General features: G+C 61.3%; 16 protein-coding genes. 6 read left to right on the top strand and 10 right to left on the bottom strand.

The features are described from left to right. The first annotated feature begins 84 nt into the window (after nucleotides 1-84). On the top strand, nucleotides 85-1002 hold the full coding sequence (gene metR / locus ACIP8I_RS09705) for a transcriptional regulator MetR (RefSeq protein ID WP_007968856.1): 918 nt from the start codon (nucleotides 85-87) through the stop codon (nucleotides 1000-1002). Between the two features lie 214 nt (nucleotides 1003-1216). Here metR and ACIP8I_RS09700 read toward each other — a convergent pair whose 3' ends face one another. From ACIP8I_RS09700 to ACIP8I_RS09680, 5 genes are all read right to left on the bottom strand, one after another. After that, nucleotides 1217-1714: a GNAT family N-acetyltransferase gene (locus ACIP8I_RS09700; RefSeq protein ID WP_400760581.1), complete on the bottom strand. Its 498-nt coding sequence runs from the start codon at nucleotides 1712-1714 to the stop codon at nucleotides 1217-1219. A 2-nt stretch (nucleotides 1715-1716) separates the two neighbouring features. Continuing rightward, nucleotides 1717-2355 carry a LysE family translocator gene (locus ACIP8I_RS09695; protein WP_400760579.1) on the bottom strand — a complete coding sequence of 213 codons (639 nt, stop codon included), beginning with the start codon at nucleotides 2353-2355 and terminating at the stop codon, nucleotides 1717-1719. A gap of 24 nt (nucleotides 2356-2379) precedes the next feature. After that, on the bottom strand, nucleotides 2380-2814 hold the full coding sequence (locus ACIP8I_RS09690; protein ID WP_007968850.1) for an NUDIX domain-containing protein: 435 nt from the start codon (nucleotides 2812-2814) through the stop codon (nucleotides 2380-2382). Nucleotides 2815-2890: 76 nt separating this feature from the next. Continuing rightward, the gene (locus tag ACIP8I_RS09685; protein ID WP_400760577.1) at nucleotides 2891-4216 is read right to left on the bottom strand and encodes an APC family permease; all 1326 of its coding nucleotides are present in this window, start codon (nucleotides 4214-4216) and stop codon (nucleotides 2891-2893) included. A gap of 208 nt (nucleotides 4217-4424) precedes the next feature. After that, on the bottom strand, nucleotides 4425-5246 hold the full coding sequence (locus ACIP8I_RS09680; protein WP_400760574.1) for a carbon-nitrogen hydrolase family protein: 822 nt from the start codon (nucleotides 5244-5246) through the stop codon (nucleotides 4425-4427). 124 nt (nucleotides 5247-5370) lie between these two features. Here ACIP8I_RS09680 and ACIP8I_RS09675 point away from each other — a divergent pair, with 124 nt between their 5' ends. Then, nucleotides 5371-6171, top strand: coding sequence for a response regulator transcription factor (locus ACIP8I_RS09675; RefSeq protein ID WP_400760572.1), 801 nt, complete (start codon nucleotides 5371-5373; stop codon nucleotides 6169-6171). Between the two features lie 234 nt (nucleotides 6172-6405). Further along, a complete protein-coding gene (locus ACIP8I_RS09670; protein ID WP_400760570.1) occupies nucleotides 6406-8025 on the top strand; it encodes an FMN-binding glutamate synthase family protein in 1620 nt (539 codons plus the stop codon). A gap of 36 nt (nucleotides 8026-8061) precedes the next feature. Here the strand turns inward: ACIP8I_RS09670 and ACIP8I_RS09665 are convergent, their stop codons facing one another. The 3 genes from ACIP8I_RS09665 to ACIP8I_RS09655 form a co-directional block, all read right to left on the bottom strand. Next, nucleotides 8062-8424: a GtrA family protein gene (locus ACIP8I_RS09665; protein ID WP_400760568.1), complete on the bottom strand. Its 363-nt coding sequence runs from the start codon at nucleotides 8422-8424 to the stop codon at nucleotides 8062-8064. 114 nt (nucleotides 8425-8538) lie between these two features. Further along, entirely contained in the window at nucleotides 8539-10026 is a 1488-nt protein-coding gene (locus tag ACIP8I_RS09660) for a glucosyltransferase domain-containing protein (protein ID WP_400760565.1), read from the bottom strand. Nucleotides 10027-10229: 203 nt separating this feature from the next. Then, the gene (locus ACIP8I_RS09655; protein WP_400760563.1) at nucleotides 10230-11648 is read right to left on the bottom strand and encodes an amino acid permease; all 1419 of its coding nucleotides are present in this window, start codon (nucleotides 11646-11648) and stop codon (nucleotides 10230-10232) included. A 626-nt stretch (nucleotides 11649-12274) separates the two neighbouring features. Here ACIP8I_RS09655 and ACIP8I_RS09650 point away from each other — a divergent pair. The 3 genes from ACIP8I_RS09650 to ACIP8I_RS09640 all read left to right on the top strand — a co-directional run bounded on the left by ACIP8I_RS09650 (nucleotide 12275) and on the right by ACIP8I_RS09640 (nucleotide 20961). Further along, complete coding sequence (locus tag ACIP8I_RS09650; RefSeq protein WP_400760560.1) at nucleotides 12275-12733, top strand: REP-associated tyrosine transposase; 459 nt, start codon at nucleotides 12275-12277, stop codon at nucleotides 12731-12733. 266 nt (nucleotides 12734-12999) lie between these two features. Beyond that, on the top strand, nucleotides 13000-16113 hold the full coding sequence (locus ACIP8I_RS09645; RefSeq protein ID WP_400760557.1) for a transglycosylase domain-containing protein: 3114 nt from the start codon (nucleotides 13000-13002) through the stop codon (nucleotides 16111-16113). Nucleotides 16114-16278: 165 nt separating this feature from the next. Beyond that, a complete protein-coding gene (locus tag ACIP8I_RS09640) occupies nucleotides 16279-20961 on the top strand; it encodes an NEL-type E3 ubiquitin ligase domain-containing protein (protein WP_400760555.1) in 4683 nt (1560 codons plus the stop codon). A gap of 48 nt (nucleotides 20962-21009) precedes the next feature. Here ACIP8I_RS09640 and ACIP8I_RS09635 read toward each other — a convergent pair whose 3' ends face one another. Both ACIP8I_RS09635 and ACIP8I_RS09630 read right to left on the bottom strand, forming a co-directional pair. Beyond that, on the bottom strand, nucleotides 21010-21504 hold the full coding sequence (locus ACIP8I_RS09635; RefSeq protein WP_400760552.1) for a CS1 type fimbrial major subunit: 495 nt from the start codon (nucleotides 21502-21504) through the stop codon (nucleotides 21010-21012). After that, entirely contained in the window at nucleotides 21501-22265 is a 765-nt protein-coding gene (locus tag ACIP8I_RS09630; RefSeq protein ID WP_400760550.1) for a molecular chaperone, read from the bottom strand. The genes ACIP8I_RS09635 and ACIP8I_RS09630 overlap by 4 nt, the downstream gene beginning before the upstream one ends. Nucleotides 22266-22300 lie beyond the last annotated feature (35 nt).

Raw genomic sequence — 22300 nt, 5'->3', positions numbered from 1 at the left:
TGCTGGAGCGGTCGACAGCGCCGTCAACATGAGACAAACTCACCGCTTTCGTCATGATCACAAATTTTCTTCATGGGGCCAGCAGTGCTTGAAATCCGTCATCTAAAAACCCTGCACGCCCTGCGCGAGGCCGACAGCCTGGTCGACGCCGCCGACCGTCTGCACCTGACCCAATCGGCGCTGTCGCACCAGTTCAAGGAACTGGAGGAACGCCTGGGCATGCCGTTGTTCGTGCGCAAGACCAAACCGGTGCGTTTCACCAGCGCCGGCTTGCGCCTGCTGCAACTGGCTGACGCGACCCTGCCGCTGCTGCGCGCCGCCGAACGCGACATCAGTCGTCTGGCCGGCGGCACCGCCGGGCGCCTGCACATGGCAATCGAATGCCACAGCTGTTTCCAGTGGCTGATGCCGACCATCGACCAGTTCCGCGACGCCTGGCCGGAGGTCGAACTCGATCTGGCCTCGGGTTTTGCCTTCGCCCCGCTGCCGGCACTGGCCCGCGGCGATCTGGACCTGGTGGTGACCTCCGATCCGCTGGACATCGCCGGCATCACCTACGTGCCGCTGTTCACCTACGAAGCAATGCTCGCGGTGGCCAACCAGCACCCGCTGGCGAGCAAACCGTACATCGTCCCCGAAGACCTGCTGACTGAAACCCTGATCACCTACCCGGTGGAACGCGATCGGCTGGACATCTTCACCCGCTTCCTCGAACCGGCCGACATCGAACCGGCGCAGGTGCGCACCTCGGAGCTGTCGGTGATGATGATGCAACTAGTCGCCAGTGGTCGTGGCGTCTGCGGCATGCCGCACTGGGCACTGCATGAATACAGCTCGCGCGGCTACGTGAAGGCCAAGCGCCTGGGCGAGAAAGGTCTGTTTGCCACGCTGTACGCGGCGATCCGCGCCGACATGCTCGATGCGCCGTACATGCGCGATTTCCTGCTGACGGCCAAGGACACTTCGTTCTCGACGCTGGATGGGGTCAGCGCGGTGCGCTGACACCAAGGTGCCTCATGGCTGACGGTAAACCGAGAACATTTGCGGGACAAAAAGATTCATTGTGGCGAGGGGATTTATCCCCGATGGGCTGCGCAGCAGTCCTGAAAGCTGTGCACGCGGTGTTGCAGATAGCCCGCGTTTAGGGTCTCGGGCTGCTCGCCGCCCATCGGGGATAAATCCCCTCGCCACAAAAACCTCGCACTTAGGTGGACGATCAGAGTTCACGCCACATGTGGATCTTGTCGAAGTAGTCTTCGCCGACCCGCACCGCCAGCGGCTCCAGACCGAACTGGATGAAGCCGCAGCGCCGGTACAGGTTGAACGCGGCGTCGTTGCCGGCGGTGACGGTCAGTTGGATGAGTTTCAGTGCAGGATGGCTTTGGGCTTCGGCGATGGTCGCCTCGACCAGTTTCTGCCCCAGACCGTGCTGGCGAAAGTCCGCTGAAACGTACATCCCGAACAAGGTCGATTTGTGCCTGGCCTTTTCACGCGGTTCCAAGGCCAGACCGACGATACCGGCGAGTGCACCGTTCTCGAACGCGCCAAGTACCACGTCGAGCTTGCTGGTCAGCCGCCCTTCCCACCAGCTCAACGGCATCACCGCGCGCTCACGCACGCTGGAGGTGAAGGCCTGCGGATGGCGGTCATAGGCTTCGAGCATCAGCTCGCGGTAAGCCAGTGCATGACTGGCGTCGAGGCGTTCGATCCACATGCTCAGGCCGTCCTGCGTTGTTCAAGCATCAGCCGTACCGCCAGAGCGGCGAGTACAAAGCCCATGAAATAACGCTGCGCCGCCAGCCAGGTCGGGTTGCTGACGAACCACGAGGCAATGCCCGCCGCGAACAGTGCGATCAGCAGATTGACGCTGAAACTGACGCTGATCTGGGTCAGGCCAAGAATGATGCTTTGAGTAAACACCGAACCGTGTTCAGGCGTGATGAACTGCGGAAACACCGAGAGGTAGAACACGGCGATTTTCGGGTTCAGTGCACTGGTGAGAAAGCCCATGCTGATCAGTTTGCGCGACGAATCCGCCGGCAATTGCTGCGCCTCGAACGGCGAGCGCGCACCGGGTTTGACCGCTTGCCAGGCCAACCACAGCAGATACAGTGCACCGGCCCATTTCAGCACTTCATAAGCCATCGGCACCGCCAGAAACACCGCGGTCAAACCCGCAGCCGCGGCAAACATGTGCACGAAGAATCCTGCCACCACACCGAGCAACGAGGTGACCCCGGCCTTGCGTCCCTGACAGATCGAACGCGAGATCAGGTAAATCATGTTCGGCCCTGGCGTCAGGACCATCAACAGCGCGGCGGCGGCGAAGATCAGCAGGTCGTGGAGCGGGATCATGGTGAGCGTCCTGTGCGTGGATGATCAGGCAATCGCCGTCAGCGAGTTGCGATAAAACGGCAGGATCAGGTCGCGTGTCAATGGCGCCAGAACGACAGCGGGATCAGTAGCGGGATCGATCCAGAGCACTTCCTCGATTTCGGCAGCGGGCATCACATCGGCGTCGATGGTCAGCTGAAATATCTGCGCTTGCACCACAAACCCCGGCTCGTTGGCGGCCGGCGCCGAAAACTGGCCGAGAAAAGCGGCCTGCGCCGGATCGATCTGCAAGCCCAGCTCTTCCTCCAGCTCACGGGCCAGCGCGTGCACCGGCAACTCATGCGCTTCGATCTTGCCGCCCGGTTGCATGAACGCCGTGGTGCCGCGCTTGCGCACCAGCAGGGTCCGGCCTTCGGGGTTGAGCAACAGTGCGGCGGCAATACGAATGAGGCCGGAAGGTGGAGCGGAAAAAGTCGACATGTCAGACAAAGCCTTTGGTGCAAAAACGGCAAGCATCACATGCTTGCCGTTGCGCAGCAAAGCCGCTGCCGAGATCTTACGTGGCTTCCTGGAAATCCATCTCCGGTGGCTGACAACGAAAGCCGCCGGTGAGCACCGCCAGATACACCACGCCAATCGCCAGCCAGCTCAGGCCCAGATACACCGCCAGGTGATCGAGGCTGACCATCAGCCACAAGTCCGCGACCAGCCCGATGAACGGGAACACCAGAAACAGCACCAGCTCACGCGGGCCTTTTTTCTCGCCACCGATCCAGTAGTGAAAAATCACCGACAGGTTGACCAGACTGAACGCCAGGAACGCGCCGAAGTTGATGAACGAAGTGGACGTGGTCACGTCGAGTTTCAGTGCCAGCAACGCCACCGCTGCACACAGCAGGATGCTGTTGACCGGTGTGCCGAAGCGCGCATGCAAGGTGCCGAAAAACGACTTGGGCAACACGCCGTCGCGGCCCATGGCAAACAGCAGGCGCGAACCACTGGCCTGAGCGGACAGCCCCGAGGCGAACTGGCCGACGATCAGGCCAATGAGGAAGATCGAGACGAACAGATCGCCGCCGATGTTGCGCGCAATCTCATAGGCCGCCGAGTCGACGCTGTCGAACTGGACCGACGGGTGGGCGATCTGCACGAAGTACGACACACCGACGAAGATCAGCCCGCCGATCAGGGTGATCAACATGATCGCCCGTGGAATGGTGCGGCGTGGGTCGCGGGTTTCTTCAGTCAGCGTGCTGACCGCATCGAAACCGAGGAACGAGTAGCAGGCGATGGCCGCGCCGCTCATGATCAGCGGCAGCTGCATGTCGCCGTTGAAGAACGGTTTGATCGACCACAGCGGCGTGCGCGCATCGCCACCCACGTAGTGCACGCACAGCGCGACGAAGGCGATCAGCACCAGAAATTGCACGAGCATCAGCAAGGCGTTGATGCCGTTGGCCAGTTTCAGGCCGATGATGTTGATCGCGCTGGTGATGCCGATGAACGCCAGTACCCAGATCCACTGCGGGATCGACGGGAACGCCGACGCCAGATACGCCGCGCCGATCAGCCAGATGGCCATCGGCAGAAACAGGTAATCGAGCAATACCGCCCAGCCGGCGATGAAGCCGAGCTTGGGGCTGATCGCCTTGCGCACATAGCTGTAGGCGGAACCGGCGACCGGGAACGCAGCGGCCATGCGCCCGTAGCTCATGGCGGTGAAGAACATCGCCACCAGTGCCGCCAGATACGCGGCCGGGACCATGCCGGCGGTGGATTGCGCGAGGATGCCAAAGGTGCCGAGGACAATGATCGGCGTCATGTAGGCGATGCCGAACAGCACCACCGAGCCTAATGACAGGGTGCGTTGCAAACGAGCCATGAGCGACTTACTCCGAATTTTATTGGATTTATGGCAGAGCCGAGTTCGGCGAATGTTTCGGGTGTGGCTTTGTTTTTTTTTCGATCAAGCAGGTGTGTTGTCTGGACTGGCCTCTTCGCGAGCAAGCTCGCTCCCACAGTGACCCCGCTCCCCCTGTGGGAGCGAGCCTGCTCGCGAAGGCGTCAGCCCGACCGACACAGAACCCGGATCAGCGCGCAGGAATCAGCAACTCACGCAATCCAGAAGCGTGCTCCACCACCTCCCCCGGCAGCTTCAACCGCTGATCATCCAGATAGCGATAATCCTTGCGCGCAATCTCCAACCGGTCGAAATCCAGCTCGACGCTGAACTGCCCTTCTTCGCGTCCTGCCTCGAACAGCAACGTCCCCAGCGGATCGACCAGCGCACTGCCGCCGGCAAACATCAAGCCGTCATCCCCGGCCTCGACGCGGTTGACCATCAACGCAAACGCCTGATTCTCCTGCGCCCGGGCCATGATCGCGGTGCGGTGGGTCGGGGCGTACGGGTCCATGTTGCCGTTGGTCACGATCAGCAACTCGGCGCCCAGTTGTGCCAGGGCGCGGGCGGATTCGGGGAACTCGATGTCGTAGCAGATCAGCAGGCCGACGCGTACGCCGTTCCACTCGCAAGTGGCATAGCGGTCGCCGGGCTCGAACACGCCGCGATCCGACGCCCAGAGGTGGGTCTTGCGATATTTGAGCGCGATGCCTTCTGGGGTGATCAACAGCGTGGTGTTGTAGAAGCGCCCGTTGTCGCTTTCGGCCATACCGATCACCACGGCGATGTTGCGCTCGCGGGCGGCGGCCAGCACCGCGCTGACGGTCGGGCCATCCAGCGGTTCGGCGATCTGCGCCACGGTGTCGGCGCTCGGGAAGCCCATCAGGTGGGTTTCCGGGAACACGATCAGTTGTGTGTCGGCGGCGCACGCGGCAATCGCCGCGAGGGCACGTTCGAGGTTATACGCCGTGTCTTTGTCACGGCCCGCCAGTTGGGCGAGTTCGACTTTCATCGCGAGTCCTTGTGGTCATGGCCGGGCGCTGAAAGATTGCCCGGTGGCTGTCTGTGGGCCAGTATGCGCAGCAAGCAACCGGCCAGGGAATCACGCGGCCGGGGTAACCCGATAGGGGTAGTCCATGTCCGTTTCGTTTGATGACATCACCTGGCACCGCGCCGTCGGGCAACTGATCGACGCGCTCGACAAGCCGAATTTCTGGGCGCAACTGGTGCGTCTGCTTGACCAGTACGTGGCATTCGATAGCTGGGTGGCGCTGCTGTTCAGTGCCGACCAGCACCCGCAGGTATTCGCCGAATGCCCCGGCGAAGACGGCAGTCCCGACCCGCTGTTTCAGGATTATCTGCGCGGGTTGTACCTGCTCGACCCGTTCTACATCGCCTGCCGCGAGCAGTCGCGCACCGGGTTGTACCGCCTGTCGGAGGTGGCGCCGGAGCATTTCGAGCTGACCGAGTATTACCAGCGATACTTTCGTCTGAATGTGGTCGCTGACGAAATCCAGTTCAATTGTCAGCTCGAAGGTGAGCGCACCTTGTGCCTGTCGCTGGGCAGTGAAGAACGTTTCACTGGCGAACAGATCGCTTTGCTGTCTTTGATCCAGCCGTGGGTGCTGGGCCTGTTGCGCCAGCGCCTGCCGTACGAGATCAACCAGACCGTGGCCCTCGCTGCCGCGCCTGCACCGGCGGACTGGCGGGTGCAACTGGAAGCGTCGGTGCAACAACTCAAAGGCGCGCAACTGACCGCCCGGGAGCTGGATGTCGGGCGGTTGATGCTCAGCGGTTGCTCCAGTAAAGAAATCGCCCGTAAGCTGGAAATCTCCGTCGAAACCGTGAAAGTCCATAAGAAACACATGTACAGCAAGCTGGGGATCAAATCCCAGTCGGAGCTGTTTTCGATTTTTCTCCAGGCGCAGAACGCCTGAAAAAGCCTTGGTACGCAGGAGATCTCTGAAGCTTGGAATCCCCTGTGGCGAGGGAGCTTGCTCCCGCTCGACTGCGCAGCAGTCGCAAAATCTGGACACGCGATGCAGCAGACAGACCGTGATGGCCGGGTTTGGGGCTGCTGCGCAACCCAGCGGGAGCAAGCTCCCTCGCCACAAGAGCAAGCCAGTCTGCGCGCCATGGGCAACCATTGAGTCCGAACCCAAGGAAACCGTATGAGCCTGTCACTCCTGAGCCGCTACGCCTTCTTTGCCGTCTGCGTGATTTTCACCCTCGCCAGCCTGCCCTTTCTCGAACACGACTGGCTGTGGCCGATCACCGCCGTCACCGGCGTGTTGAGCCTGCTCGGTCTGTTCGACCTGCTGCAAAGCCCGCACGCGGTACGCCGCAACTACCCGATCCTGGGCAACATCCGTTATCTGGTCGAAGGCATCCGCCCGGAGATCCGCCAGTACCTGCTGGAATCCGACAGCGACGCCCTGCCCTTCTCCCGTGCCCAGCGCTCGCTGGTGTATTCACGGGCGAAGAACGAAACCGCCGACAAACCCTTCGGCACGCTGATCGACGTGTATCAGTCCGGCTTCGAATTCATCGGCCACTCGATGCGCCCGGCGCCGTTGAGCGACCCGAACAGTTTTCGCGTCACCGTCGGCGGCCCGCAGTGCACGCAGCCGTATTCGGCCTCGGTGTTCAACATTTCCGCGATGAGTTTCGGCTCGCTCAGCGCCAACGCCATCCGCGCATTGAACCAGGGTGCCAAGCTCGGCAACTTCGCCCACGACACCGGCGAAGGCAGCATCAGCCCGTATCACCGCGAACACGGCGGCGACCTGACCTGGGAACTGGGCAGCGGCTACTTTGGTTGCCGCACCAGCGATGGCCGTTTCGACCCGGAACGCTTCGCCACCCAGGCGCAGAATCCGCAGGTGCGGATGATCGAAATCAAGATGAGCCAGGGCGCCAAACCCGGCCACGGCGGGATCCTGCCCAAGCACAAAGTCACCCAGGAAATCGCCGACACCCGCGGCATCATGATGGGCGAAGACTGCATCTCGCCGTCACGCCACAGCGCGTTTTCCACGCCGATCGAAATGATGCATTTCATCCAGCAACTGCGTGAACTGTCCGGCGGTAAACCGGTGGGTTTCAAGTTCTGCCTCGGGCATCCGTGGGAGTTCATGGGCATCGCCAAGGCCATGCTGGAAACCGGCATCCTGCCGGACTTCATCGTGGTCGATGGCAAGGAAGGCGGCACTGGAGCCGCGCCCGTGGAATTCACCGACCACATCGGCGTGCCGATGCGCGAAGGCCTGCTGTTCGTGCACAACACCCTGGTCGGCCTGAACCTGCGCGACAAGATCAAACTCGGCGCCAGCGGCAAGATCGTCAGCGCCTTCGACATCGCCAGCGTGCTGGCCATCGGCGCCGACTGGGCCAACTCCGCGCGCGGCTTCATGTTCGCCATCGGCTGCATCCAGTCGCAAAGCTGCCACACCAACAAATGCCCGACCGGCGTCGCGACGCAAGACGCCCTGCGCCAACGCGCCCTCGTCGTCCCGGACAAGGCCCAGCGCGTCTACAACTTCCACCGCAACACGCTCAAGGCACTGGCGGAAATGTTGGCGGCGGCCGGTCTTGAGCATCCATCACAACTGTCGGCCAAGCACCTGGTACGCCGCATGTCGGCGACCGAAATCAAACTGTTCTCGCAGCTGCATGTGTTTCTGAAACCGGGGGAATTGCTCACCGGGGAAGTGAATGGCGAGTTCTATTCGCGGATGTGGCAGATGGCGCGGGCGGACAGTTTTGAGCCGCAGGAGATAGCCGCAGCATGATGATCGATGTGCCAGTCTGATCGGCAGACTGGCACCTCAGCTCCGTTGCTGGCGAAACAGCACCAAGCGGAAAAAGCCGTAAGCCAACGTCAGGTTCAGCGCGGTAAACACCGTGACCGTCAGCAGACCACTCCAGTCACGCGCATCGGCAATCGCACCGATGCCGAAACTGGCTCCGCCCATCAGCCCGATAAACAGCAAATAGCCGAATACCGGCGTCTTGCTGTCGAAGGTGTAGAGCATATTCACGTAAAACGAGAACGCCGCCGCCACGCAGAACGCGGCGAAGTTACTGGCTGCCTGGGTCAATCCGATGGCGCTGCACAGGACGAAAAAAATCTGCCAGTGGATCAGGGCATCGGCGATTCCAATCACTGTCAGCGCGGGAGATCCTTTCATTACCGTTCCTTGCCGTGGCTTCGTCCGGCCGAATTTCGAAGCTAGGGCATGGCGCTTGAATGGTCTACTGTCAGAAATTACAGGTACAGAGTGGATTGCGACGGACGGTCGGCCTTACCACTGCAGCTTTCTGCCGTGAGGCGGCTCTTTCATGACGATGAAACCGTAATCGCCAATCAGGTAAATCCGGTAATACAGGCTGTCCACCAGCGCTGGAAAACCCTGATAGCCAACGCGGGTGGCGTTGCGCCGTTCGCGTTCGGCGACCACGTTGGTGATGCCCGCTGACGGCAGGCTTTCCGCGAGGATGAAGTAGTCGACGTTGAGCAAATAGGGCAGCACCGGTAGCCGTTTGAATGAACCGGCCGCACTGGCCAGCCAGCGGTCGGAGTAGCTCACCGACAGATAAATCCGCTTGGCTTCACGCAGCTCGCGATGTTCGGCGATATCGTGGCTCAGGCTGTACAGCGCACTGTTGGAGAAGGTTTTCTGCAGGCTCAGTACCCGGCCATAGGCGAAGGACAGCGAGAGTGTCGCCAGCAGCGGAATGATCAGCAGCAAGGGCAAGCGGCGGTGCCCGGATGCCAACGCAATATGCGCCAGATAGAACAGTCCCAGCAACAACACGCCGAACCCCATCAGGGTCCGCGCGCCTTCATTGAAGTCACGGAATAGCAACGTGATCCCCGGCACCAGCAATGCCAGAACGGGCAGCGTCAGCAAGCACAGCAGCAGGGTTGGCCACCGGTGCTGTCGGTACTGAACCAGTCGCACAATGCCGGCGATCGCACCCAACACCAGTGCCGCGAAAACCCACGAGTAGCCGCCGTGAAACAGCAGTGCGACGTTTTGCAGAACCCGCGTGAAATTGATGCCGATCTGCAACAGCGGGTTGGTGTCCAGATTCAACAGATCCGTTTTTCGCAACGTCTCCATGAACGGGTAAGCCGTGACGCTGTAGATCAGGATCCCAAGGCCTGCCTGTGCGAGCTTCCAGCCCACCATCCGCAGGATCTCCGGCCACGGCGTTTGCCGCTGAACAGCCCTGATCAACTCGACACAACACAGACCGAGAAACACATTGAAGCTGATCTGATACAGCCCGATCGCCAATCCCAGCAACGCCGCCGGCACCAGCCAGCGCTGCACCCGCGATGCACCTTCGAACGTGATGGCGCAGATCACCGCGACCATGCTCAGGGCCATGATCGGGCCGTCGTATTGGTAGGACAGGTTCTGCAACAGGAACGGGTTGTACCAGAGCGGCAACGCAACGAGACAAGAGGCCAGCGTCGGTTCAGTGAAGTAGTGAAACGTCAGGCGGGTCAGCGCCAGGCTCATCGCAACCGAGGCGAGCAACAGCGGCAAGGGGAAGATGGTCGGTGCAGCATCGGTGAAGGTCAGCGCCTGATAAAACCAGTCGGCAAACAACCGCCCCTGCCCGGCCCAGGCATTACCGGCGGCCAGCGTGCGCCAGTTGTCGTCGATGTAAGGGAAGTCGGCGAGGATCAGGGGCAGGACGTACAACAAGGTGGCAAGCAGGTAGAACAGCGCGACCTGACGCTGACTGAGTTCTCGTTCGAGAAAAGCGCTCGTCCTCATGTTCGCGCCTCGGTTCAATGCTGCGCGGAATGTGAATCTGATAGAAATGTGAGCGTTTTCAGGTGAGTTGGATCGTTCTTTCAGACCAGCGGTAAAACGTCAAAAGATCGCAGCCTGCGGCAGCTCCTGCAGGGTGAATAAATATCCCGTGTAGGAGCTGCCGCAGGCTGCGATCTTTTGCTTTTACTATCGAGCGTTACCGCTTACGAAACCGAACGCACCGCGCCCTGCGTTTCACCGGTCGGCTGCAACTTGAACACGTAGAACAACACCGTCAGCAGCACCAGGAACACCGGCCCCACATACAACGCCACGCGAGTGTCCGGGAAGTACGCCATCAGGCCGACCACCAGCACCAGGAACGCCAGCGCGCAGTACGAACTGACCGGGTACAACCACATCTTGTATTTCAGCCCGGCACGTTCGCTGGCGCTCAGGCCTTTGCGGAATTTCAGTTGCGCCAGCAGGATCATCACCCAGGTCCAGATCGCGCCGAAGGTAGCGATCGACGTCACCCAGACGAAGACTTTCTCCGGCACCAGGTAGTTGAGCAGCACGCCGATCAGCAGCGCGAAAATCGACAGCAGCAACGCGCGGCGTGGCACGCCGTTGGAGGTCTTGGCGAAACCGGCCGGAGCCTGGCCGTTCTGCGCCAGGCTGTAGAGCATGCGCCCGGTGCTGAAAATGCCGCCATTGCACGACGACAGCGCCGCAGTGATCACCACGAAGTTGATGATGCCGGCGGCGGTCTTGATGCCCAGACGCTCGAAGGTCATCACGAACGGACTGCCCTGAGTGCCGATTTCGTTCCACGGATAGATCGACAGAATCACGAACAGCGCGCCGACGTAGAACAGCAGAATCCGCCAGAACACCGAGCCGATCGCATTCGGGATGGTTTTCTGCGGGTTGCGCGCTTCACCAGCGGTCAGGCCGATCATCTCGACACCGAGGTAGGCGAACATGACCATTTGCAGGGACATCAGCACACCGGTCACGCCGTTGGGCATGAAGCCGCCGTGGGCCCACAGGTTGGAAATCCCCAGCGCCACGCCGTCGTTGCCGAAACCGAAGGCAATGATGCCGACGCCGCCGATGACCATGGCGATGATGGTGACGATCTTGATCAGGGCAAACCAGAACTCGAATTCACCGAAGGCCTTTACCGCGATCAGGTTGATCGAGCCCATGCTGATCAGCGCCGCGAGGGCCCAGATCCAGCGCGGTACATCGGGGAACCAGATGCCCATGTACACGGCGACGGCGGTGATTTCCGCGACGCAGGTCACCAGCCACAGGAACCAGTAGTTCCAGCCGGTGAGAAAACCCGCCAACGGACCGAGATAATCCTGGGCATAGCGGCTGAACGAGCCGGCCACCGGATTGTGCACGGCCATTTCACCGAGGGCGCGCATGATCACCAGGATCGCCAGGCCACCGAGAATGTACGACAGCATGATCGCCGGACCGGCCATTTCAATGGCCTTGGCCGAACCCAGGAACAGGCCGACACCGATACAGGCGCCGAGCGCCATCAGGCGGATATGCCGTTCACCGAGTTCGCGTTTGAGCGGGCCGCCGTGAGCGGTCTCGCCATGGGGCAGGTGATTGCCGACTGGCATAGGGATACAACCTCGTCTTGTTATTGGATATGACCACCGAGTGGCGAAGCGTCGACCGATAGGCCCTGGCTTGCCGAAACCGCGCCTGCCTCGTGGGCAAACGCGCCTTGCAGGTCCCGACCTGCAAGATCAGCGGGGCGTGCAGTATAAAAAGCTTGTGACAGGGCTTTTCACTCTATAAACCACAACATTCAGCGGGAACTCTCGGCAGAAAGCCGGTTTACGGAGAGGCATTAACTGCTTTACGTAGGAATAGTCGCCACCAAAAAGGCCGCCGAGTATTGCACAGCATGGGTGCACCGTCATGTACCTGCGATGGTGGTATCGCGTGGGTGATGGCTCTAGCACAGCGGTTTCGATCAATTTGACTGTCAAATTCCCTGTGGCGAGGGAGCTTGCTCCCGCTGGGTTGCGCAGCAGCCCTGATCCCTGCAATCGCGATCTGCCTGAAACACCGTGTGCACAGGTTTTACGGCTGCTTCGCAGCCGAGCGGGAGCAAGCTCCCTCGCCACAGAGGAGGCGACACCTGGAAATTTTCGGAAATTTCGTACAGTCATCGCAGACCCAATTCTTGAATGCTGCGACTAGCGTGAATAAGGATTGAACTCGCGAAGGACGCAACGGAATGCGTAAACATCTACATTCACACAGGCTACGCCGAGGGCGCTATTCGGAATCGGGACGTGCCTATCTGATAACTGCAGTGGTGTATCAGCGCCGCAGGATATTCAGCGATTGGCAGGTGGGTCGTTTATTGGTAGCGGAACTCCGGCGAGCTCATGACCAGCGATGGGTCGATTCGATAGCCTGGGTGGTGATGCCTGACCACTTCCATTGGTTGGTCCAGCTGGAAGAAATGCATATTGAACGTCTGATGCAAGCGGTGAAATCCCGCAGCACTTTGTCGATTAATCGCGCCCTGAACCGAAAAGGCGCGTTCTGGCAAACCGGCTATCACGACCGCGCCATCCGTGATGGCGAAGACTTGAAACCCTTCGCCCGTTACATCATCGCCAATCCGCTACGGGCCGGACTGGTGGAGCGGATTGGCGACTACCCACTCTGGGATGCCTGCTGGCTCTAAAGCACCTACTCCCCCTGTGGCGAGGGAGCTTGCTCCCGCTCGGCGGCGAAGCCGTCGTAATACTCGCGCACGCGGTGTTTCAGAAAGATCGCGATCAGAGGGATTGGGGCTGCTACGCAACCCAGCGGGAGCAAGCTCCCTCGCCACAGGTGCAGTTTTCTTCAGAAACCAACCCACTCAAACCCCGCACTTTTTTTTCCCCATCACCAACCACCGTCTAAGCTTCAGTCAAGTCCGATCAATCTGCGTGAATGGATCAATCGACTATGGGCGCTTTGTGGCAAACCGATTCGAGTAAAGCCGTGGTTCCGACTGAACGTGTGGATGAAGCGCCTGTCCCCCCCCAAAAACGCCGCAACCGGCATGGCTGGAAGGCGTTTTGGTTATTGCTGCTGATTATTGCCATCGTGGTGGGTCTGGCCGCGAGCAAGGAGATGCGCACCTCGCGTTTCCAGTCCCGGGAGCTGAGCCAGTACGCCGCCTCGCTCAAATATCAGTTGGAACCCGGCCCCAGCGAAGCGATCCGCTATCCGGGCAACGGGCCGTTCGATTTGCGTCTGGGCTACAGCTCCCTCGATGAATTCCTGCCGCGCCTGCTCAAGCGCGACTACGTGATCACCGAGCAGACGCGTTTTTCCCCGGCGCTGCTCAGCTACACCGACAAAGGCCTGTTCGTGCCTTATTCAGAAAAGATCCAGGCCGGGTTGTCGATCACCGACTGCCGCGCCGCGCCGCTGTATCAGTACAAGTATCCACAACAGCTGTATTCGAGTTTCGCGGCGATTCCGCCGGTAGTGGTCAGCAGTCTGCTGTTCATCGAAAACCGTTTTCTGCTCGACCCCAAACAACCGCTGGCCAACCCGGCCGTGGACTGGCCGCGTTTCGGTATGGCCGCCTGGTCGCAAGTGGCCAAGTTGCTCCATCTGCCGGGGCAATCGGCGGGCGGCAGCACCCTGGCAACGCAACTGGAGAAGTACCGGCATTCGCCTGATGGCCTGACGGTGTCGGGCGCCGAGAAGATCCGCCAGATGTTGTCCGCCAGCGTGCGCGCCTACCAGCCCGGCCCGGAAACCCTCGGCGCGCGCCAGAACATCATCCGCGACTACCTCAACAGCGTGCCGCTTTCCGCTGTGCCGGGGCACGGTGAAGTACACGGCATGGCCGAAGGTTTGCGGGTCTGGTACGGCAGCGATTTCAACCAGGCCAACGAACAGCTCAACAGCCCGGCCACCGATCCGAAAACCATGGCCGACAAAGGCTTGGCCCTGCGCGAAATGCTCTCGCTGATGATCGCCCAGCGCCGCCCTTCGCATTACCTGACCAAAGGCCGCGAAGAACTTGCCGACCTCACCGACAGCCACTTGCGCCTGCTCAAACAGAACGGCGTGATCGACAGCGCCCTGGCCGATGCCGCGCTGGCGAGCAAGGTCACCTACCGCGACTGGCAGACCCAGCCGACCCTTCAGCCGATCGAAACCAACAAAGGCATCAGCGTCGCCCGCAGCCGTCTGGCGAGTATGCTCAACCGTCCGCTGTACGACCTCGATCGCCTCGACCTCTCAGCCACCAGCACCTTGCAGGGCGACTTGCAAACCCAGGCCACCGAGTACCTGAAAAAACTCGCCGATCCCGCGTTTGCCGGGCAGATCGGCCTGATCGGCGAACGCCTGCTCACCCCGACCAGCACCACCCAGGTGCGCTACAGCTTCACCCTGTTCGAACTGACCCCGGACGGCTCGCGGGTGCGCGTGCAGACCGACAGCACCGACCAGCCGTTCGACATCAACGAGGGCAGCAAACTGGAGCTCGGCTCGACGGCGAAGATGCGCGTGCTCACCACTTACCTGCAGATCATCTCCGAACTGCACGACAAGTACGGCGCCATGAGCGTGCCGGAATTGAAGAAAGTCGAAGTGCCGGATCAGGACCGTCTCAGCCAGTGGGTGATCGACTACCTGATCCAGAACAAAGACCACGATCTGTCGAAAATGCTCGGCGCCGCGCTCGACCGTAAATATTCGGCCAGCCCCGGCGAGGCGTTTTTCACCGGTGGCGGCCTGCACGTGTTCCACAACTTTCGCAAGGAAGACAACGGCCGCATGCCGACCCTGCGCGATGCCCTGCGCGAGTCGATCAACCTGCCGTTCATTCGGCTGATGCGCGATGTGGTGCGCTACGTCACCTACTCCGGCCCCAACAGCAGCGCCGAATTGCTCAAGGACGACCGCGACCCTCGGCGTCAGGAATACCTGGCCAGTTTTGCTGACCGCGAAGGCACTTCGTTCCTGCTCAAGTTCTGGAAGAAATACAAGAACAAGGACACCCAGGCGCGCCTCGACACTTTCCTCGACAGCATGCGCCCCACGCCGATCCGCATGGCCGCTGTACACCGCTACCTGCTGCCCAATGCCAGTCAGGAAGACTTCAACAGCTTCGTGCGTGCCCACCTCAAAGGCGCCAAGCTCACCGAGAAACTCACCGACGATCGCTTGATCCGGTTGTATGACGCCTACGGCCCGGGCACCTACGATCTGCCCGACCAGGGCTTCATCGCCAAGGTCCACCCGCTGGACCTGTGGTTGATGGGCTACCTGCTGCACAACCCGGACGCCACTTTCAGCCAGGTGGTCAAGGCCAGCCAGTTCGAGCGTCAGGAGGTCTATAGCTGGCTGTTCAAGAGCAAGCACAAGGGCGCTCGTGACAGCCGCATCCGCACCATGCTCGAGATCGAAGCGTTCCTGGAAATCCACCAGCGCTGGCAGAAAGTCGGCTATCCGTTCGACCATCTGGTGCCGTCGCTGGCCACCGCCATCGGCAGCTCCGGCGATCGCCCTGCCGCGCTGGCGGAGCTGATCGGCACCATCCTCAACGATGGCGTGCGCATGCCCACGCTGCGCATCGACAGCCTGCACTTTGCCGCGGGTACACCCTATGAAACGCGCCTGACCAACGACCCACATGTGGGCAAACGGGTGATGCCATCGGAGGTCGCCACGGCGATGCGCGAGGCCCTTTCGCAAGTGGTGGACTCGGGTACGGCGAAACGGGTTTCCGGCAGTTTCAAAACCGCCGACGGTACCCCGCTGGTGATGGGCGGCAAGACCGGCACCGGCGACAACCGCATCGAAGCCATCGGCTCTGGCGGGCGGATCCTCAGTTCGAAGTCGATCAACCGTACCGCGACCTTCGTGTTCTACATCGGCAACAACCACTTCGGCACGCTCACCGCGTTCGTCCCCGGGCGCTCGGCGGAGAACTTCAAGTTCACCTCGGCGCTGCCGGTGCAGGTGCTCAAGGGCATGGCGCCGATCCTCTCGCCGTACCTGCAACCGGGCACGCATACAATGTGCCAGGCACCGGAGGTCACCGCCGCCCGCTAAGCCACGAAAGCCCGGTGACGGGGTGGTAACTGTGTATTTTTCACTCCGTGTTTTTCGAAGGTTCCGCGCGCAACCCCGGCGTTTTCCACCGGGTAATTGCGCTTTTTTCACCCGTTGTCCTTGCCTAGGCTGATCGCTCCATTTTTGATCAAGGACGATCCAGCAATGCCCACCCTTTCCCCGCAGGGGCAACCGCCGCGCACGGCGAACCTCGTCTCACCGGATGTCAGTATTCATTATCAGACGATCGAAAAAGCCATCCCGGCCTGGCTGCGCGCAAGCTCAGCGACGCGGGTCAATGAATTGCAGCTGCACCGACTGAAGCTGCCGGCCTGGTATCAACAGGTATCAGACGCCGAACACCTGCGTCTGCAACAGCAGATGCAAAACGCCTGGAAGGCGCAAAACCAAGTGGACAGGGCCTTGAGCAGCCTGCAAGACGTCTACGCCTTCGCCAAACCGTTATTACAGCAGGCGCTGCAACAGCGCTTCGGTGTCGAAGACGATGTCGAGAACACCTGGCTGCGCCTGTACGCACCCGTCAACGGCGCGTGGTGGGCCCATGACTTTGCCGGTGCAACCACCAGCCGAACCGTCTCGCTGCTCGACGCTGCATTGCATAACTTTGCTCGGGACGAGGCCTTCAGCCCGGACTCCGAATTCATCACCCGCCCCGATGCCAACGGCCACTTCACGGTCAGACCGCTCAAGCACCAACTGAGTATCGAGCAGTTCAAGTCACTGTGCCGCGAGCTGAATATCGGCGCCCGCTACGAGCAGCATCTGAATGAGTTTCTGCGCTCGGACAACCGTGTCGCCCGCCAGGTTTTGCAGTACAGGGTCATCTTCAGTCAGAAAAGTACCTTGAGCGTCTGTGCCCAACTGGCCCTGGCGAAAAAGGACATCGACCGCGACGCCTACGAGGTCATCCAGGGCATGCTCGATGATCGGCGCGACCTGCGCTGGCGCGGGCGTGCCATCAACTATTACAACCTCGCCATGATGGATACGGCGCTGACCGGTATCACCCTCATCGCCCCTGATGTGGACTCCGCCAATGCCCCGGTTCCGGTGATTGCCTATGTGCCCCATGACCCGGAGCACCCGCTCAGACAATACCCCTCGGCGCTGGAGTTCATGGCGGAACTGACGCGGCAACTGCGCGACCGCGACGCTGCCGGCAGCTATCAGCGGTTTTTCAGCCAGTTCGTCAACCATCAGCAGCGCGGGCATTTTTTTGCAGGCTTGAACGCCCGCCTGAGCAGCGTGAAATGGCATGCCGTGCCGCCGGGAACCGACCTGCCCGGTTGGCGTGAAACGCCTGTGGATCACCCCGACCTGCGCTTTCGCCTGACAAAAATCCAGGACGACCGCGATACCCGCTACACCGGCAGTCTCTGGGCTTACTTCTATCAGCAGAAGCTCAACAAGATCTTCAATGACGCCCGGGAAATCGCCATTTCCACCGAATATGCCGACCGCATGGCCCGCTGGGCCTGGTGGGATAACCTGGGAAAAATTCTCTCGGACATCTTCAACGTGGCGCTGCTGGTGGTGACCCCGCTGGTGCCGGGGCTCGGCGAATTGATGCTGGCCTACACCACGTATCAACTGCTGGACGGTGTCTTTGAAGGCATCGTCGACATGGCCGAAGGGCACTTGGCCGAAGCGGGTGAGCAAGCCCTCGGCGTGCTGCAAAGCATCGTCCAGCTCGGCGCCTTCGCCGCCGGCGCCAGCCTGGGACGTGTCGCACGGGTCAAGCTGTCGTCGTTTGTCGAAGGCCTGAAGCCGGTGCAGTTGGCCGATGGCCAGACCCGTCTGTGGCACCCCGATCTTGCGCCCTATCGCCTGCCGGAACAGACGTTGCCAAGCCCGGCCCGGCCCGATGCGCACGGCGTTCATACGCTGGGGGACAAACAACTGCTGCGCCTGGATCAACACCTGTTCGAGGTGACCAAAGACCCGGTTTCCGGGGAGCACCGTCTGCGCCATCCGCGACGTCCCCGGGCCTACGCGCCGACGCTTGCGCACAACGCCGACGGGGCCTGGGTCTGTGAAACGGAAAACCCGCGTCTGTGGGACGGGCCAACACTGATGCGACGCATCGGTCACCGCACCGATGGCTTCAGCGACGCGCAACTGGAACACATGCGCCTGCTGACCGGTACCGACGAGGACGTGCTGCGCCGCATGCATGTGGATAACACTCCGCCACCGCCGTTGCTCAGCGACACGCTGGAGCGTCTCGGTCCGACGCGCCCGGCGCAGCTCGCCGCGCCTCTCTCGCCGGCGGTCAGCCAGGTGTTGGTGGATTGTCCACAGTTGACACCGGTCCTTGCCGAACGGGTGATCTCCCAGGCCAGACCGATGGAACAGCAGCAAGCCATGACGCAACGCCGTCTGCCTTTGCGTTTGCGCACGACCGCCCGCGAGGTGCAGTTTGAATTGCAGTCCGTGCGCGCTGCCCAGAGTTTGTTGCAGCCAGCTCTGATCAACATCGACAGCGAACGGCTGATCCTCGGGGCGCTGCGGCACTACAGCAATACCTTCGGGGCGCTGCGGATTGAAATCCGAGAAGGCACGTTCGACGGCGAGTTGCGTTGCGAGGCCGGTGCAGCGGTCGCCGAACGGGTCCGGGTGCTGGTGCGGGTCGCCGCCGATCGCTATCAGGTGCGCGATGGCGCGGATCTGCCGCTCCACCCTGCCACTGGCCTGTACGAGGCAATCCTGCAGGCGATCAATCACGATGGCCACAGCGTCCTGGGCTACCGAACCGACGAAGTCGAACCGTTCAGGCAGTGGCTCATCGCCAAAACCCAGCCCCCCAGCGAGCGGCGCACAATACTCGCCAGTTCGCCGATCCGCCGGGTCGCTGAATTCACTACTATGCTTCTGCTGCGCGGCCCGGCGCTGAGCCGCAACGCCGTCACTCTGGAACAACGCATCCAGGACCTGCATCCGCATTTCAGCCCGGGCGAGGTCGATGCCTTTGCCAGTGCCCTGACCGAACGCGGCGAGCCGCTCAAGGCCATCGAGGCACATGAAAACGACCTCGATGAGCTGCGGGTCATTGTCAATCGCTGGCGCTATCAGCAGCCGGATACCTGGGGGCCGGGCAGCTATTCGTTCCGCGACGGTGGCGGGCTGCATATTTTCGAAAGGCTGCTGGACTGTTTCGAACGCAAGGACGAGCACCTGGGTAACCGCGCCGATCCGACCGCCTATGCGCTGGACCTGTCGCGGGAACTGCTCTCCACGGATCTGGAGATCTGGTGGGCGAAACGTCCGCCGCTGAAGAAGTTTCTCGACAGGGTCACGGTGCTCAAACTCGACAACACGCGATTCTCCCCCGACACCAATGGCTTGCTCAAAGACTTCCCGAACGTGGTCGAGCTGAGTGCCAAATATTGCGAACTGACGCGCTTGCCGGACCGCATCGGGACCACGATGCGCCGCCTCGAACGCCTGCGTCTGAACAACAACCATATTGAGCTGGATCGCGCCGCCGTCGAACGGCTGAGCAACCTGACCTACCTCGAAGTGCTGAGAATGGATGACAACCCGCTGGGGCTGTCGCCTGATCTGTCGCGCATGCCGCGCCTGAAGGTGGTGGCGCTGAAGAACACCGCGCTGACCACCTGGCCGGACGGCATTCTGGCCAAGCCACGGCCACGCGGTTTGCTGCTCGATCTGCGCGGCAACCCGCTGACCGTGATCCCCGACGTACCCGCCGGTTCAGAAGCGCAATGGCTGGTGGCGCGCACACGTCTGGACGTCGCCGCGCTGTCGGACCTCAACCAGTTGCGCTACCAGGACAGTCGCCGTTCGATGGCACTGCCACCGGAACCGATCATGCCGGCCACCAACCCGGCCACCTCGATCATCTCCAATTTTGGCGCCGACTATTGGGCCGATGTGCCGGGTTGGGGTGTCGACCGCGAAACGCCGTGGACGGAGCTGGTGGAAGATCCCTTGGCCCAACCGTTCATGGCGACGTTACTCAATGTGCGTGAGTTTGCCGATTTCCGTGCTGGCGGAACGGCGCGCGAGCAGTTGATGCAACGCGTCTGGCGCATGCTCGACGCCGTACACGTCGACAGCCGCTTGCGTGAAAAACTGTTCACCATGGTGGTGGCACCGGTGGATTGCGCGGATGCCGGTGCGCAATTGTTCAATCACATGGGCGTGAATGTGCTCGCCTATGAGGCCCATGCCTATTCGGTCGAACCGAAGGAGCTGGAACGCAAACTGGTGACGCTGGGCAAAGGCGCAGCGCGGCTGGAACAGGTCAACGAAATCGCCCGGGCCGATGTCGCCAGCCGTGGCGGCAACCCCGACGAGGTGGAAGTCTATCTGGCCTACCAGACCGGTCTGGCCAAGCGTCTCGGCTTGCCCTGGCAGTCCGAAGACATGCTCTACCGTCCGGTATCCGGTGTCACCGACGCGATGATCGATCAGGCGTACGACACGGTACTGGCGCTGGGCGAAGGCGATGGTCTGGTCAACCAGATGCTCGAACTCGACTTCTGGAAAGAGTACCTGAGCGAGCGCTATCCCGTGCGCCTGGAAAGCAACAAGCGCCTGTTCCAGCGCCGCTACGAAGCCCTGGAGTCGCTGCGCGAGGTCCAGCGCCAGTGGACGCAATCGGCGGTGGCCGAGGAACGCGCGGCCCTGCGCGAACAGCTCAAGACGTTGATGAACGAGCTGCCGGTGCCGGCCACCGTGGTATTCAATGACCAGCCGATCAGCGACACGCTGTTCGACCGGTTGCTGATCGACCTTGCGGATGACGAAAAGGAACTGGCGCGGCGCCTGACCCGTGAAGCACTGGCTCGCGCCGGGCTTTGACAACGGCGTGACGGCCTGCCCGTTGCACATCGGGCAGGCCGGGCAACTTCAGGGCGCCGCCGCGTTAAAGATCAGGTGCACGTTGCCGTAGTAACTCCCCGGCTTGTAGCCGCCGGCGGGCGTGATCGGCTGGATCTCCAGCACGTAACGCCCACCGGCCCTGGCCTGCTCCGCCGAGACCACCTGACGCGGCGGCGTCTCGTGAGTCAGCACGGTATCGGCGAAGCTGACGCGCAGATAAATGTTCTGCTCGTCGCGGCCATTGGACAGATACGCTTCGCTCTCCAGCCGGGCCTCGATGGCACTGGTGTCGTGCCTGACGTCGAAGTGTTTGCGCAATCCGCCGAGGCGTTTGGTGCTGACATTCCAAGGCAGAATCTGCGCACGATGAATCCAGTCCGTCTCGGCCGGTATTACATAAAAACCCAGCGCCGGAATATCCACCGACACCTCGAACCGGTACTCCTCGCGTGCCGCGAACGACGCCGTGCCGAGCAGCGTCAGAATGCCCGCGCACAGGGTCATCAACGATTGCCTGATCATCTCGGTTGATCCCCTGAAGAGAGGCCGACCACGCGCTGGGACTTCTTGCTGTTGCCTTCCACCAGATTGAAGCGGTATTCGCGTCCCGGTTTCTTGTCGAACTCGAAGCTTTTGCCCGCGCGGATGTGGTGTTTGGTGGTCGGCTCGCAGGCGGTTTCGTCCTTCAGCGCGCAATTGCGAAACTCGTCGATCATGACCACGGTGTTGCCGTTATTGCGCACCCGATAAATCGTCGCGGTGTCTTCGATCACGCTGTCGAAACGGCTGTCTTTCGGGCGCACAAAGAACACCGTACCGAAACCGGTCATGACGTTGACCCCGGCCGACAAGGTGTTCTGGTATTGCTCACGCTCCTCGGCGGACACGGCGAATTCGTCCTCCTTTTCCGGAACCACCGGGATGAACCGCACGCGGAAGTAACGCTCCCGGTCGCGCTCGCCCATCATCAACAGACGCGTGCCCTGCATGCCTTTGGCCGGCACGATCAGCCGTGCGGGACTGGCCATCAGGCCCTCACGACTGCTCATGTCGGCCTGGCTTTTGACTTCGATTTCCCGCGAGGTACCGTCAGCGTCGTAGAGGATTTCGAGGATATTGACCTTGACGAATGCGGTGCTGTCGCCGCTGTTGAACACTCGTTTCAGGTAGGTGCTCTTGTCACCGTCGAGGTAGTCATAGACCGTGCCGACATTGATCTGCGGGCCGGCCTGCAGGGCTAAAGGCAGCCCGCTCAAAAGCATTAATAACAACAGACGTTTCATCACCTTGATTCCTTGGTCTTTGAACACGATGCCGA

The organism is Pseudomonas sp. NPDC088414 (assembly GCF_044753325.1).
Lineage (GTDB): Bacteria > Pseudomonadota > Gammaproteobacteria > Pseudomonadales > Pseudomonadaceae > Aquipseudomonas.
The sequence above is the reverse complement of the archived record's forward strand: the minus strand, read 5'-3'. Positions and strand labels throughout refer to the sequence as shown.

Coding starts and splice junctions, on each gene's coding strand:
- ACIP8I_RS09680 (WP_400760574.1), bottom strand. CDS start 5,246: ATGAAAGTCGAACTCGCCCAACTGGCGGGCCGTGACAAAGACACGGCG.
- ACIP8I_RS09635 (WP_400760552.1), bottom strand. CDS start 21,504: ATGATCAGGCAATCGTTGATGACCCTGTGCGCGGGCATTCTGACGCTG.
- ACIP8I_RS09670 (WP_400760570.1), top strand. CDS start 6,406: ATGAGCCTGTCACTCCTGAGCCGCTACGCCTTCTTTGCCGTCTGCGTG.
- ACIP8I_RS09660 (WP_400760565.1), bottom strand. CDS start 10,026: ATGAGGACGAGCGCTTTTCTCGAACGAGAACTCAGTCAGCGTCAGGTC.
- ACIP8I_RS09690 (WP_007968850.1), bottom strand. CDS start 2,814: ATGTCGACTTTTTCCGCTCCACCTTCCGGCCTCATTCGTATTGCCGCC.
- ACIP8I_RS09685 (WP_400760577.1), bottom strand. CDS start 4,216: ATGGCTCGTTTGCAACGCACCCTGTCATTAGGCTCGGTGGTGCTGTTC.
- ACIP8I_RS09645 (WP_400760557.1), top strand. CDS start 13,000: ATGGGCGCTTTGTGGCAAACCGATTCGAGTAAAGCCGTGGTTCCGACT.
- ACIP8I_RS09700 (WP_400760581.1), bottom strand. CDS start 1,714: ATGTGGATCGAACGCCTCGACGCCAGTCATGCACTGGCTTACCGCGAG.
- ACIP8I_RS09630 (WP_400760550.1), bottom strand. CDS start 22,265: ATGAAACGTCTGTTGTTATTAATGCTTTTGAGCGGGCTGCCTTTAGCC.
- ACIP8I_RS09675 (WP_400760572.1), top strand. CDS start 5,371: ATGTCCGTTTCGTTTGATGACATCACCTGGCACCGCGCCGTCGGGCAA.
- ACIP8I_RS09665 (WP_400760568.1), bottom strand. CDS start 8,424: ATGAAAGGATCTCCCGCGCTGACAGTGATTGGAATCGCCGATGCCCTG.
- ACIP8I_RS09650 (WP_400760560.1), top strand. CDS start 12,275: ATGCGTAAACATCTACATTCACACAGGCTACGCCGAGGGCGCTATTCG.
- ACIP8I_RS09640 (WP_400760555.1), top strand. CDS start 16,279: ATGCCCACCCTTTCCCCGCAGGGGCAACCGCCGCGCACGGCGAACCTC.
- ACIP8I_RS09695 (WP_400760579.1), bottom strand. CDS start 2,355: ATGATCCCGCTCCACGACCTGCTGATCTTCGCCGCCGCCGCGCTGTTG.
- ACIP8I_RS09655 (WP_400760563.1), bottom strand. CDS start 11,648: ATGCCAGTCGGCAATCACCTGCCCCATGGCGAGACCGCTCACGGCGGC.